The 13,648-nt window shown below is 60.8% G+C and carries 11 protein-coding genes; 4 read left to right on the forward strand and 7 right to left on the reverse strand.

Features of this window, described 5'->3' with window-relative positions; genetic code table 11:
• Nucleotides 1-89 precede the first annotated feature (89 nt).
• Entirely contained in the window at nucleotides 90-749 is a 660-nt protein-coding gene (locus G7047_RS12985; protein ID WP_166305945.1) for an RlmE family RNA methyltransferase, read from the reverse strand.
• 146 nt (nucleotides 750-895) lie between these two features.
• On the opposite strand from G7047_RS12985, the gene G7047_RS12990 reads away from it, so the two are divergent.
• Both G7047_RS12990 and G7047_RS12995 read left to right on the forward strand, forming a co-directional pair.
• Nucleotides 896-1,369 (forward strand): YhbY family RNA-binding protein, encoded by a 474-nt coding sequence (locus G7047_RS12990; protein WP_166305948.1) that lies wholly within the window; start codon nucleotides 896-898, stop codon nucleotides 1,367-1,369.
• Between the two features lie 55 nt (nucleotides 1,370-1,424).
• A complete protein-coding gene (locus G7047_RS12995; RefSeq protein ID WP_240939480.1) occupies nucleotides 1,425-2,219 on the forward strand; it encodes a glycosyltransferase in 795 nt (264 codons plus the stop codon).
• Nucleotides 2,220-2,323: 104 nt separating this feature from the next.
• On the opposite strand, the gene G7047_RS13000 is transcribed toward G7047_RS12995, so the two are convergent.
• The 6 genes from G7047_RS13000 to G7047_RS13025 form a co-directional block, all read right to left on the reverse strand.
• A complete protein-coding gene (locus G7047_RS13000) occupies nucleotides 2,324-2,743 on the reverse strand; it encodes a DUF4149 domain-containing protein (protein ID WP_166305951.1) in 420 nt (139 codons plus the stop codon).
• Between the two features lie 19 nt (nucleotides 2,744-2,762).
• A complete protein-coding gene (gene greA / locus G7047_RS13005) occupies nucleotides 2,763-3,239 on the reverse strand; it encodes a transcription elongation factor GreA (protein ID WP_166305954.1) in 477 nt (158 codons plus the stop codon).
• 212 nt (nucleotides 3,240-3,451) lie between these two features.
• Nucleotides 3,452-6,697 carry a carbamoyl-phosphate synthase large subunit gene (gene carB, locus G7047_RS13010; RefSeq protein WP_166305957.1) on the reverse strand — a complete coding sequence of 1,082 codons (3,246 nt, stop codon included), beginning with the start codon at nucleotides 6,695-6,697 and terminating at the stop codon, nucleotides 3,452-3,454.
• On the reverse strand, nucleotides 6,697-7,872 hold the full coding sequence (gene carA, locus G7047_RS13015; protein WP_166305960.1) for a glutamine-hydrolyzing carbamoyl-phosphate synthase small subunit: 1,176 nt from the start codon (nucleotides 7,870-7,872) through the stop codon (nucleotides 6,697-6,699). Before carA ends, carB begins: the two co-directional genes overlap by 1 nt.
• A 229-nt stretch (nucleotides 7,873-8,101) precedes the next feature.
• Nucleotides 8,102-9,106: a tripartite tricarboxylate transporter substrate binding protein gene (locus G7047_RS13020; protein WP_166305963.1), complete on the reverse strand. Its 1,005-nt coding sequence runs from the start codon at nucleotides 9,104-9,106 to the stop codon at nucleotides 8,102-8,104.
• Nucleotides 9,107-9,146: 40 nt separating this feature from the next.
• On the reverse strand, nucleotides 9,147-9,785 hold the full coding sequence (locus G7047_RS13025) for an RraA family protein (RefSeq protein ID WP_166305966.1): 639 nt from the start codon (nucleotides 9,783-9,785) through the stop codon (nucleotides 9,147-9,149).
• A 121-nt stretch (nucleotides 9,786-9,906) separates the two neighbouring features.
• Here G7047_RS13025 and G7047_RS13030 point away from each other — a divergent pair, with 121 nt between their 5' ends.
• Together G7047_RS13030 and G7047_RS13035 are read left to right on the forward strand one after the other, a co-directional pair.
• A complete protein-coding gene (locus tag G7047_RS13030; RefSeq protein WP_166305969.1) occupies nucleotides 9,907-10,809 on the forward strand; it encodes a LysR family transcriptional regulator in 903 nt (300 codons plus the stop codon).
• 297 nt (nucleotides 10,810-11,106) lie between these two features.
• Nucleotides 11,107-13,440: an AAA family ATPase gene (locus G7047_RS13035; protein ID WP_166305972.1), complete on the forward strand. Its 2,334-nt coding sequence runs from the start codon at nucleotides 11,107-11,109 to the stop codon at nucleotides 13,438-13,440.
• The last annotated feature ends 208 nt before the right edge of the window (nucleotides 13,441-13,648 follow it).

Genomic DNA, 13,648 nt, shown 5'->3' on the forward strand with positions numbered 1-13,648 from the left:
CGTTTCCCATTCGATTTACCCCAGCGCGAGCCATGGTCACCCGAATAAAGGGGTATTCAGACAGTGTGACAAGTCATTTCACGCCTTTTTCAGGGCTTTTTCAAGCCGATGCCCACGAGGAAGGTCTCTGAAGACTTGTCGCGCGACGCCTTGGGCTTGACGGGTTTGACCACCTTGAACGTGTCTCGGAACAACTGCACCAGTTGCGTGTAGCCGCTGCCGTTGAACAGCTTGACCACCAGTGCACCATCAGGTTTCAGGTGCTGCACCGCAAAATCCACGGCCAACTCGATGAGATGCGAGATGCGTGCCGCGTCTGTGGAATCTATGCCCGAAAGATTGGGCGCCATGTCGGACACCACCACATCCACAGGACGGCCACCCACGGCTTCCTGCAGTTGCGCCAGCACGGACTCCTCGCGGAAATCGCCCTGGATGTACTGAACTCCCTCAATGGGCTCCATCGGCAGCAGGTCCAGGCCGATGATCACGCCGTTGAGTTCGCCCACCGCAGCGCCCGTGGGCGAGAGGCGACGGCGCACATACTGACTCCAGGCGCCCGGAGTGCAGCCCAGATCCACCACGACATGGCCGGGGCGGATCAGGTGGAACTGCTCGTCGATTTCCTTGAGTTTGTAGGCCGCGCGGGCACGGTAGCCATCCTTCTGGGCCTGTTTGACGTAGGGGTCATGGATGTGCTCGTTGAGCCATGCCTTGTTGACCTTCTTGCTTTTGGTTTGAACTTTCATATCTATCCCTGCCCCGTCAAGGAACTTCCGAACGGCAGCCGCTGCAATGCGCTTTTGACGGGAAAACCCATCGATTGGGCCTGTCCGCGCATACAGAATCCTTCAATAAAAAGGCAAACCTCGCACTCATTGAGATAATACGGGCTATGCCTCAAATTCAACTCACTCCAACACAGCGCCGGGAACACCGCGCCGATGCCCATCACTTGGACCCCGTGGTCATGATCGGCGGCGACGGTCTGACGCCCGGCGTGCAAAAGGAGATCGACGCAGCGCTCAACGCGCACGGCCTGATCAAGGTCCGCGTCTTCGGCGATGACCGCGTTGCACGTGAAGAAATGTACCAGCAACTGGCCGACACCTTGAACGCTGCGCCTATTCAGCACATCGGCAAGCTGCTGGTCCTGTGGCGCCCGATTCCCGAAAAGGAAAAGGCCTACGACGACGACCGCATGCCCGGCCCGCGCGACGTCAAGGTGCTCAAATTCAGCAAGCGCGGCGGCCAGAAGCCCGAAGTCAAGCAGATCCGCGTGCTCGGCAATCAGCGCCTGACGGCCGGTGGCCAGATCAAGCGCGCCAAGCCCAAGATGAAGTCGGTGAAAAAAGGCCACAGCGACTGATCGACCGCTCAAGTGAACAAGTGATCCGTTCGCAAGGACGGATTGACCCCCTCGCATGACCACCGCCGACATGTCCACAATTACCGCGCAAGCTGCGCAGCAGCGCCACATCATCTGCATGAAGTGGGGCACGAAGTACGGCCCGGAGTACGTCAACCGGCTCTACGCCATGGTGCGACGCCACCTCACCGGCGATTTCAAGTTCGTCTGCCTGACCGACAACACCGAAGGCCTGCGCCCCGAGGTGGTATGTCATCCGATTCCGGACATCAATTTCAACCTCGCGCCCGGCGAGCCGGACCGTGCGTGGAAGAAGCTGACCACGTTCGAGGCCGATCTCTACGGTCTGCGCGGCACGGCGTTGTTTCTGGATATCGACATCGTGATCGTCGGCAGTCTGGATGATTTCTTTACCCAGCCCGGCCAGTTTCTGATCATCAAGGACTATCCACGCTTCTGGCGCAACAACGCCAAGCGCATCGTCGGAAATTCCTCGGTCTACCGCTTCGAGCTGGGCGCGCATGCCGACGTACTCGCGTACTTTCGCAAAAACTCGCAGGCGATTCGCGCCCAGTACCGCAATGAGCAGGAATACCTCTCGCACTTTCTCAACAAGCAGGGAAAGCTGTCGTACTGGCCCGCCGCCTGGTGCCCGAGCTTCAAGTACGCCTGCATTCCCACTTGGCCGACCAATTACTGGAAGGAACCGGTGCCGCCCAAGGGCACACGCATCGTGATTTTTCACGGCGAATGCAACCCGCCGGATGCGCTCGCAGGTCGCCGCAACAAGCGTTTTCGACACATCCAGCCAGCCACCTGGGTTGCCAAGGCTTGGGAACAGGCTGAATAAGGTCATCGTCACGCAATCGATGGCCCTGCAATCAACACAAAGGCGCTGCCTCTTACGAGGTCAGCGCCTTTTTCATGGCCAAGGGAATCGCGCGGACGCTCCCGTCAAGATAAGGACTGCGGCTTCGCGAGCTTCCACAGCAGCATGGCCGCACAGACCCACTGCAACACATACATGACGGTGCCCACGCTGTGCCACAGTTTCAAATCCTGACGCGTAACGATGCGTGGCGATACACCATACTGCACCAGCAAAGCCAGCAGCATGCCGCCAATGACCAGCATCAGCCCGTTTTGCGCCCACTCTTCAATTTTTTCCGCATGCCGACGCTTGCTGAGAATCAGCAGGGCCAAGCAGCAGCCCACCGAAATCCAGGTCTGCGCTGCAAACAACTTGGCGGCCATATTTCCTGCCATCGTAGGATTGCCCAGATTGGCGAACAACATGGGTACAGCCATGAAGCCAATGGCGGAGAGACTTCCCCACCACAGAGCCGCTGCGAAAACGGGCAGGCGTTCAAACATGGATGCAGGCGCTCCTCGATCAGAGGTAACGAACGGCGACCACTTCGTAGCGACGCTCACCGCCCGGTGCCAGCACCACGGCAGTATCGCCCTCTTCCTTGCCGATCAGCGCGCGTGCGATGGGGCTGGAGACGTTGATCAGGCCTTGCTTCAGGTCGGCCTCGTCCTCGCCAACGATTTGATAAGTGACCGCATCGCCGCTGTCTTCGTCTTCCAGATCGACAGTGGCACCGAACACCACCTTGCCGCCGGCGTCGAGCACGCTCGGGTCGATGATCTGCGCGGCGGAGAGCTTGCCCTCCACTTCGATGATGCGGCCTTCGATGAAACCCTGGCGATCCTTGGCCGCTTCGTACTCCGCGTTTTCGCTCAGGTCACCCTGCGCACGCGCTTCGGCAATGGCTTGCACCACGGCCGGACGCTCGACGGACTTGAGCTGCTTGAGCTCCGCTTTCAATTTTTCCGCACCGCGCTTGGTGATTGGAATAGTGGCCATTCCTCTGACTCCGTATCTCTGTTCATATGGCGCAGCAGGGCGCCGGTTGACTCTGACGCGCTCCGGACACAGCAACTGCATTCCGTGCACCCCAAAAGCAAACCGCCGCGCGTTGCCGTGCGGCGGTCATTCATTGATGGGAACATTATGCCGGTTTTATTCCGACTTCAGCCCCCCAAAAACCCGCCGTCCGGCCAGGACAGCGGTTGCATTCAAGCGGTCAGTTGTGCATGCAGTTCCTGAACGGAGTACACGTCCAGGTTGTTCATCGACTTCATGCCCTCAACGGCCGCTTCCGCGCCGAAGATGGTGGTGAAGGTCGTCACGCGTGCCAGCAGGGCACTGGTACGGATGGCGCGCGAATCGGCAATCGCGTTGCGACGCTCTTCCACGGTGTTGATGACCATGGCGATCTCGTTGTTCTTGACCATGTCCACAATGTGCGGACGGCCTTCCGTGACCTTGTTCACGGTTTGAACTTCGATGCCCGCCTCGGCAATCGCCGCAGCCGTGCCGCGCGTGGCGCAGAGCGTGAAGCCCATGGCGGCCAGTTCCTTGGCGATGGCAACGGCACGTGGCTTGTCGGCGTTCTTCACAGTCATGAAGACCTTGCCTTCGGTCGGCAGCTTGGTGCCCGCGCCGAGTTGGCTCTTGACGAAGGCTTCACCGAAAGTCTTGCCCACACCCATCACTTCGCCGGTGGACTTCATCTCGGGGCCGAGAATCGTGTCCACGCCTGGGAACTTGACGAACGGGAACACGGCTTCCTTCACGCTGAAGTAAGGCGGTGTGACTTCCTTGGTCACACCTTGCTCGGCCAGTGAATCGCCGACCATGCAGCGCGCCGCCACCTTAGCCAACTGAATACCGGTGGCCTTGGAGACAAACGGCACGGTACGCGAGGCGCGTGGGTTCACTTCCAGCACGTAGATCACGTCCTTGCCGTCGCGCTCCTGGATGGCGAACTGCACGTTCATCAGGCCAACCACGTTCAGGCCGTGCGCCATTTCAGCAGTCTGGCGCTTGATCTCGGCAACCGTTGCGGCACTCAGGTAGTAAGGAGGCAGCGAACATGCCGAGTCACCAGAGTGCACGCCAGCCTGCTCGATGTGCTCCATCACGCCACCGATGAACACGGCACCGGTGTTGTCGCGGATGCAGTCCACGTCGCACTCGATAGCGTTCGACAGGAAGTGGTCCAGCAGCACGGGCGAATCGTTGCTCACCTTGACGGCTTCGCGCATGTAGCGCTCGAGGTCGCGTTGCTCGTGAACGATTTCCATCGCACGGCCACCCAGCACGTAGGAAGGACGCACCACCAGCGGATAACCGATGGCTGTTGCGTGCTCCAGCGCCTGCGCTTCGGTGCGGGCTGTGGCGTTTGGTGGCTGCAGCAGCTTCAGGTCGTTGAGCAGCTTCTGGAAGCGTTCGCGGTCTTCGGCAGCGTCGATGGAATCGGGCGATGTGCCGACGATGGGCACGCCTTCGGCTTCCAGGCCGAGCGCGAGCTTCAAAGGCGTCTGGCCACCGTACTGAACGATCACGCCAGCAGGCTTTTCGACGGCCACGATTTCCAGCACGTCTTCCAGCGTCAGCGGCTCGAAGTACAGGCGGTCGGACGTGTCGTAATCGGTCGAAACGGTTTCCGGATTGCAGTTGACCATGATGGTTTCATAACCATCTTCGCGCATCGCCATGGCGGCGTGCACGCAGCAGTAGTCGAACTCGATGCCCTGGCCGATGCGGTTCGGGCCACCGCCCAACACCATGATCTTCTTCTTGTCGGTGGGCGCTGCTTCGCACTCTTCGTCATACGTCGAGTACATATAGGCCGTGTTCGATGCAAACTCAGCCGCGCAAGTATCCACGCGCTTGAAGACCGGGCGCACCTTCAGGGCGTGACGCGCATCGCGCATCGCCTTGTCGGTGGTGTGCAGCAGCTTGGCCACGCGGCGATCCGAGAAGCCCTTCTGCTTCAAGGTGCGCATCGTGACGGCGTCAATGGCGGCCAGAGCGTCAGCGCCCTTGTCCGCGTAGAGCTTGTCCAGGTCGAGTTCGATCTTCACGATCTCTTCGATCTGCACCAGGAACCACTTGTCGATCTTGGTGATGTTGTGCACTTCGTCGAGCGTCCAGCCCGCAGCGAATGCATCGCCCACGTACCAGATACGGTCCGGACCTGGCTCGCCCAATTCCTTTTCAAGAATTTCGCGGTCCTGGGTCTTCTCGTTCATGCCGTCCACACCCACTTCCAGACCGCGCAGGGCCTTCTGGAAGGATTCCTGGAAGGTACGGCCGATGGCCATCACTTCGCCCACGGATTTCATCTGCGTGGTCAGGCGGTTGTCGGCAGCCGGGAATTTTTCGAACGCAAAACGCGGGATCTTGGTGACCACGTAATCGATCGATGGCTCGAACGACGCTGGCGTTTTGCCGCCGGTGATTTCGTTCTTCAGTTCGTCGAGCGTGAAGCCCACCGCCAGCTTGGCAGCGATCTTGGCAATCGGGAAACCCGTGGCCTTCGACGCCAGAGCGGACGAACGCGACACACGTGGGTTCATCTCAATGACGATCATGCGGCCGTCCGCAGGGTTCACCGAAAACTGCACGTTGGAACCGCCGGTGTCCACACCGATTTCACGCAGCACTGCCAGCGAGGCATTGCGCATGATCTGGTATTCCTTGTCGGTCAGCGTCTGGGCGGGCGCCACGGTGATCGAGTCGCCGGTGTGCACGCCCATCGGGTCCAGATTTTCAATCGAGCAGATGATGATGCAGTTGTCCGCCTTGTCGCGCACCACTTCCATCTCGTACTCTTTCCAGCCGAGCAGCGATTCTTCGATCAGCAGCTCGTTGGTCGGCGAAGCCTCGATGCCGCGCTTACAGATGGTTTCGAACTCTTCCGAGTTATAGGCAATGCCGCCGCCCGTGCCGCCCAGCGTGAAGCTGGGGCGGATGACGGTCGGGAAACCCACGGTCTTCTGAACCGCCCAGGCTTCTTCCATCGTGTGGGCGATGCCCGAACGCGCGGAGCCCAGACCGATGCGGGTCATCGCGTCCTTGAATTTGGCGCGGTCTTCGGCCTTGTCGATGGCTTCCGGCGTGGCGCCGATCAGCTCGACCTTGTACTTGTGCAGCACGCCGTGCTTCCACAGATCCAGCGCGCAGTTCAGCGCAGTCTGGCCGCCCATGGTCGGCAGGATCGCGTCAGGACGTTCCTTGGCGATGATCTTCTCGACCGTCTGCCAGGTGATCGGCTCGATGTAGGTGACGTCGGCAGTCGCCGGGTCGGTCATGATCGTGGCGGGGTTGCTGTTGATCAGAACGACCTTGTAGCCCTCTTCGCGCAGCGCCTTGCAGGCCTGCACGCCGGAGTAGTCGAACTCGCAAGCCTGGCCGATGACGATGGGGCCAGCGCCGATGATCAGGATGGTCTTTAGGTCTGTGCGCTTTGGCATTATTTGTTCTCCTTGGCCTTGGCCATCAATGCCGTGAAGCGGTCAAACAGGTATCCGATGTCGTGCGGGCCGGGCGATGCCTCAGGGTGACCCTGGAAGCAGAACGCTGGCTTGTCCTTGTGCTCGAGGCCTTGCAGCGTGCCGTCGAACAGGCTGATGTGCGTGGCGCGCAGGTTGGCGGGCAGCGACTCCAGTTCCACCGCAAAGCCGTGGTTCTGGCTGGTGATGCTCACGCGGCCGTTGTCCAGGTCCTTCACGGGGTGGTTCGCACCGTGGTGGCTGTTGGCCATCTTGAAAGTCTTGGCGCCGGCGGCCAGCGCCATGATCTGGTGACCCAGACAGATGCCGAAGGTTGGCTTGCCAGATTCCACGATTTCCTTGACGGAGGCAATCGCGTAATCGCAAGGCTCTGGATCACCAGGGCCGTTCGAGAGGAACACGCCATCGGGATTCATCGCCAGCACCTCGGCAGCGGAGGTCTTGGCAGGCACCACGGTGAGCTTGCAGCCGCGTTCGGCCAGCATGCGCAAAATGTTGAACTTCACGCCGAAGTCATACGCCACCACATTGAAACGCGGAGCAGTCTGCTTGCCGTAACCCTTGCCCAGCACCCACTCAGCCTCGTCCCACGTGTAATTCTTGTCGGTGGTGACGACCTGTGCGAGATCCAGACCCTTCATGCTCGGAGCAGCCTTGGCAGCGGCCACGGCTGCGTCAATACGCGCCTGCGTGACTTCTTCGCCAGCGGCCAGACCGACGATGGCGCCGTTCTGTGCACCCTTGTCACGCAGCAGTCGGGTGAGCTTGCGGGTGTCGATGTTGGCAATCGCCACGGTGCTCTCGCGCACCAGATATTGAGGCAGCGTCTCTTCCATACGGAAGTTGCTGGCCAGCAGTGGCAGATTCTTGATGATCAGACCGGCAGCATGGATCTTGTTGGCTTCGACATCCTCGGAATTGACGCCGTAGTTACCGATGTGCGGATACGTCAGGGTGACGATCTGCTGACAGTAGCTGGGGTCGGTGAGGATTTCCTGGTAGCCGGTGAGCGAGGTGTTGAACACCACTTCACCGACCGTGGTGCCGGTGGCACCGATCGAATTGCCAATAAAGACCGTGCCGTCTGCGAGCGCCAGAATGGCGGGTGGGAAGGTTCCCTTGAGAGACAAAAGCACTGGGTTCTCCGAATGGTTACGGGTCGCCCGGGAGCCTGCGGGCATGCCTGTGACATGTCCTGCGGACTACTGCGTTGAATAAGTTGCTTTGATGCGGCCGGGCGACTGATTTCTGGAAAGCCGCTAATTATAACGCGGGGGGATTAACCCTGATCCATAGGACGGGTGCGCGATCCGCGCTCAGGCATGCCCCCCCGCCCGATCACGCATCCAAAACACCGCAAGTCGATCACTCGACCGTCGCACCCGACTCCTTGACGATCTTCGCATAGCGATCGATTTCGCTCAGCGCAAAGTCCTTGAACTGCGGTGCGCTGCCGCCCTCGACCACCGCACCGAAATCATGCAGGCGCTTGATGATTGCCGGCTCCTTGAGGATTTTGTTGATCGTCACGTTGAGTTTGGTGATGATAGGCTCAGGCGTGCCCGCAGGCGCCATGATGCCGTACCAAGCCGATGCGTTGAAGTTGGGCACGCCCAGCTCCGCAAACGTCGGCACATCGGGCAGCGCGGGAATGCGCTTTTGCGAGGCCACGCCCAGCGCGTGCAGATTGCCGCTCTTGATGTGCGGCATCGAGCCGGTGTCGATCATCAGGTCAAGGTGTCCCGCGATCAGATCGGACGCCGCCGGGCCGGAACCCTTGTAGGGCACGTGCACCATCTTGAGCCCCGTGGCCTTCATCAGCATGGAGCCAGCCAGATGCTGCGACGATCCGTTACCCGCCGAGCCGTAGGTCAGTTTGCCCGGCTTTTCCTTGGCGGCCTTGAGCACGTCGGCGTAGGTTTTGAACGACGAGGATGCGGGCACAACCAGAATGTTCGGCACGGTGGCGATGAAGGCCACGGGCGCGAAGTCTTTCTTCGCGTCGAACGGCAGGCGCGCGTACAGGCTCGGGTTCACCGCGTTGGTGCTGCTGGTGCCCATGAGCAACGTGTAGCCATCTGCCTTCTCGCGCACAAACAGGGCTGTGCCGATGTTGCCACCCGCGCCGGGCTTGTTGTCCACCACTACGGACTGGCCGAGCTCCTGGCCGATGCGCTGACCGATCACACGCGCGATCACGTCGGTCGCACCGCCCGGTGCCCATGGCACGACGAGGCGGATCGGCTTGTCCGGATAGTCACCGGCCTGCGCCTGCGGCGCGAACGCCAGCGCTCCCGCGATCAGCGGTGCGCTCGAGAGCGCCAGCAACGAGCGGCGACTGAAAGCGGCGTTGTTGTGTTTGAAGTTCATGGTGTCTCCTGACGATTCTTTAAATTCTTGAATGCGGCGCTCACAGCCCGGCAGGCTTGAGCACCTTGTCGAGCCAGCTCTGCTGGTACTCGCCGGTGGCGATCTCGCGCTTGATGGCCTCTTCGGCGGCGGCCGTGCGGTGCGCGGCCTCGATCAGCGCAGGCGCTTCTTCGGCGCTGAAGGTCACCACGCCGTCCTCGTCGCCCACGACCCAGTCGCCGTTGCGAACGACTTGCCCGCCAATGCTGACCGGCACGCCGATCTGGCCGGGGCCCTGCTTGTAGGGGCCACGATGACTCACATCGCGTGCGTAGCAGGGAAAGTCGGCCTCGATGAAGGCGGCGGTGTCGCGCACCGCGCCATCGATCACAAAGCCCACCATGCCGCGCTGCTGGGCGTACAGCATGATGAGCTCGCCCACCAGCGCATTGGTGGTGTCGCCCGCGCCATCGACCACCAACACCTGTCCGGGCTCGGCCTGCATCAGGGCCTTGTAGATCAGCAGGTTGTCGCCGGGACGTGTCTTCACCGTGAGGGCCGGACCCACGAGCTTGCGGCCCCGGTGGATGCGGCGAAGCCCTGTGACGCCCTGCAGGCGCTGCATGTTGTCACTGAGATGGGAGACGACGACTTGCTCCAGTGCAAGCCGCAATTCGGGGAATGGACTCTTCGAACTCATGAAAAATCAACATGTGAAACAGTAGATGTTTCGATTGTTGGACAATTAACTGATAATAAAAAGCGATATTTATTCACCAAACAAAACAACCAAAAGCTATCAAACGCAAGGGTTAACCGCCATGTTCTCGTTCAAGCAACTGGAAGCCATCTACTGGATAGACCGCGAAGGCAGCTTCGCCGGTGCCGCCCAGCGCCTGCACACCACGCAGGCGGCGGTCTCCAAGCGCGTGAAGGAGCTCGAAAGCATCGTCGGCGAGGAGGTGTTCGACCGCAGCCTGCGGCAGGCGCGCTTCACCGGCAAGGGAGTCCAGCTGCTGCAGGCCGCGCAACAGCTGCTGCGCGAGCGCGATCTGGTCATGGAGAGCCTCGTCAAACCCGAGACCATGGTGCGGCGCATCCATATCGGCATCACCGAGCTGGTCGCGATGACCTGGCTGCCCGCCCTGCTCTCGCGCATCCACCAGCGTTATCCGCATGTCACCATCGAGCCCGATGTCGACTCGGGCAGCCGCCTGCTCGCCAAGCTGGGCGACGACCAGCTCGATCTGGCCATCATTCCCGACGCTTTCGCGCACACCGGCCTCGCCGTCAAGCCACTCGCGGCCGTCGAGTTCGCGTGGATGTGCAAGCCGGGCACGGTGGCGAGCGAGCGGCCCCTGAGCACCAGCGCACTCGCCAACAACAAGCTGCTCACCCAAAGCGACCACTCGGGGCTCGGCCGCATCGTAGACCGCTGGCTCGAAGAGAACATGGTCGAGCAGATCAACCCACCCGTGGTCACCAACAGCCTGCTGCCGCTGATCGGACTCACCGCTGCGGGCATGGGCATCAGCTACATGCCCAAGGACTGTCTGCGCCCGCTGATCGACGCGGGGCAGTTGCAGCTGCTCGCCACCATCGAGCCCGGTCCGGCCGTGCCCTACGTCGCCATCTTCAAGCCCCAGCTCAAAAGCGTGCTGGTGTCCGACATCTGCCTGCTCGCGCAGGAGTGCTGTGATTTTTCGGGCATGTTCACCGCATGAGACGGAAAAGTAGCGCCCCCGCCGCTCGGTGTTCTGGGTCAATGAAGTCGGAAACACCCACAATTCTTTGAGTTTTCATCCGTCTTCCGCTGGCAGCACAGGCCACCCATCGCTGACGTCGGCATCGTCCCCAAAGAGACCGCTATTGATGGACTTCCCCCAACAGAGATAAACCTGCAAAATTGTTGACATTCTGAGGTGCCAGTTCCTGCATCAGATAGCGCTGGGCTGTCATCTTGCTTGTTTCTGATCGCGTTATGGAGAAACCTATCTGGGGGTCCATGAGGAGATACTCGAATGCCTAAACGCGCCATTGAATTTCAGGAACAAGCTGGCATGGTCGCATCGCCCGGCTTGCAGGCTGCGCCTGTGCTGGATTTGATGTGTTCCCATTTCGTGTTGGCCTTGGCCACGAAGCAGGGTTCCAGGTTCAACGTGCGTCGCGACATCAACGGGTTGATGGCCCTTGTCGCTCGGCACCTGATGTGGCCCGATCCCGTGTTGACCCGCGTTCGATTGTTCCTGGCGCGCCGCTGTAAGGACAACGAAGTCTGGCGTGGGCATGAGCAGCTCACCAACACAGAATTTCTGGAGCGACATGGCGTCTGGCGTGGCCCCTATGAAGAGGGCTCGCTCTTCTACCATCTGGACGAATACGCCAAAGACGCGCCCAAAGACCTGTTGACACTGCTCACCAGCACGGGCCAGTGGTTGAACCGCGCCCTCAAGAAGCAGTCGACCCTGATCGAGAAAAACATTGACTCGCTCGCCAACCTGCTGCAACTGAACAAAGCCGAGCGTGCTCTGCTGCTCTACGGCACGCTGGCGCGTCATCAGCGTGACCTGCGCAGCCTGCTGGTGGAGTTCAAAGTCAACAACGCTCCCGAGGCCTACGCGGCTATCGCCGAACTCGCGGGCGTGCCAGCCACAGAGGTAGCCGAAGCCCTGCGCGCTGGAGGGCGTCTGGAGCGCATTGGTCTGGTCGAAAACCTGATCTCCGAACAAAGCATCACCGACCTGGCCGACCTCATGAAGGTCAGCGAAAAGCTGCCCCCCGTGCTCATGCGCGAGTACCGTGACCGCGCCGAACTGATGGCCGTGTTCACCCGGCCCGCTGTGCCCAGCGCACTCAACGCCGACGACTTCGATTTTGTGGGCGACGACGTGCAAGTTCTGGTCAACCTGCTGCGCAAGGCCATGCAAACCAAGGCCATGGGCGTGAACGTGCTGCTGTATGGCCCTCCCGGCACCGGCAAGACCGAGCTGGCCAAAGTGGTCGCACGCGTGGCAGGTCTGGACTTGTTTGAAGTCGAATACGCCGACCGCGATGGCAACAGCCTCTCGGGCCGCGACCGCTATCGCTCGCTGCAGATCGCGCAAGTGTTCCTGAAAGGCGCAGAAGCCGCAGCACTGCTCTTTGACGAAGTGGAGGACGTGTTTCCACCCATCAGCGTCGATGCTGCAGGTCTGTTGGCGCGTGCTGAACACCAGGCCGTGAGTCCGGCCGGCAGCTCGGTCAACGGCAAGGCATGGGTCAACCAGATTCTGGAATCCAACCCGGTGCCAACCCTCTGGGTGACCAACAGCATCGGGCAAATCGACCCGGCCTTCCGCCGCCGTTTTGCCTACCACCTTGAACTGAAGTCACCGCCCCCCGGTGCCCGTGAACAGCTCATCCGCAAATCGCTGGACGGTGTGGCCGTGAGCGATGCCTTCATCGCCAACCTCACAGAACGCAAGGGCCTCACCCCCGCACAAATCCGCACCGCAGTGCGCTTTGCAGACCTGGCGCACGCCGGACCTGAAGTCGGCGGCGAAGCGTTTGAAGCCCTGATCGAGCGGCAACTGAAAAACTCCGACGCAGCGCTCGGCCGCAAACCCGACGCCACCGGTAAAAAAGGCCGTCGCCAGGTCACCACCTACGATCTCGACATGCTGAACGTAGAAACCCGCTTTGAGATTCCACGCATCGTGGACGCCCTCAAGGCTCGTGGTCACGGAGCCCTGTGTTTCTACGGTGCCCCCGGCACCGGCAAGACCGCACTGGGCGAATACATTGCCGAGCATCTGGGCAAGCCCCTCATCGTCAGGCAAGCCAGCGATCTGGTGAGCAAGTACGTGGGCGAAACCGAGCAAAACATGGCCACCATGTTCGCTGAAGCCACCCAGGAAAAAGCCGTGCTCCTGCTCGACGAGGCAGACAGCTTTCTGATGGACCGCCGCGGTGCGCAGCGCAGCTATGAAGTCACGGAAGTCAACGAGATGCTCCAACAAATGGAGCGCCACGATGGTGTGTTCATCTGCACCACCAACCTGCTCGACCGCATCGATCAGGCTGCACTGCGCCGCTTCACCTTCAAGATCAAGTTCATGCCGCTGACGGCAGCGCAACGCGAGAAGATGTTCATCACCGAAGCTCTGGCTGGTGATGCACGACAACTCCCCCCCGAAATCAGCCGCCGTCTGGCCCAACTGGAGCAGCTCGCGCCCGGGGATTTTGCGGCGGTGAAGCGGCAATGCGACATCCTGGCAACAGAGTTCTCGGTAGAAGAATTCATCGAGCAGTTGGAGGCCGAGCATCGCATCAAGCCGGAAGTGCGGGAGCAGCGGTCGATAGGGTTTATGCGCTGATGGGCTGGGGCAGAGAACGCAGCCCCTCTGCCCTCCCTTTTCACATCGCTTGTCTCGCCATACTGGCGTTTCGGCGACTGCCCGGTCTTGGCTGTGACTTGACTGTCATGACCGGCAGAAGGCGACCCTGAGCCGCCGTGAGAAGCGCCACCCGCAAGCTGACATTGGCTCGCTGCCCGCTGCTGTTGAAATTCCTCGCCCTGCCTAC

Source organism: Diaphorobacter sp. HDW4A, from assembly GCF_011305995.1.
GTDB lineage: Bacteria > Pseudomonadota > Gammaproteobacteria > Burkholderiales > Burkholderiaceae_C > Diaphorobacter_A.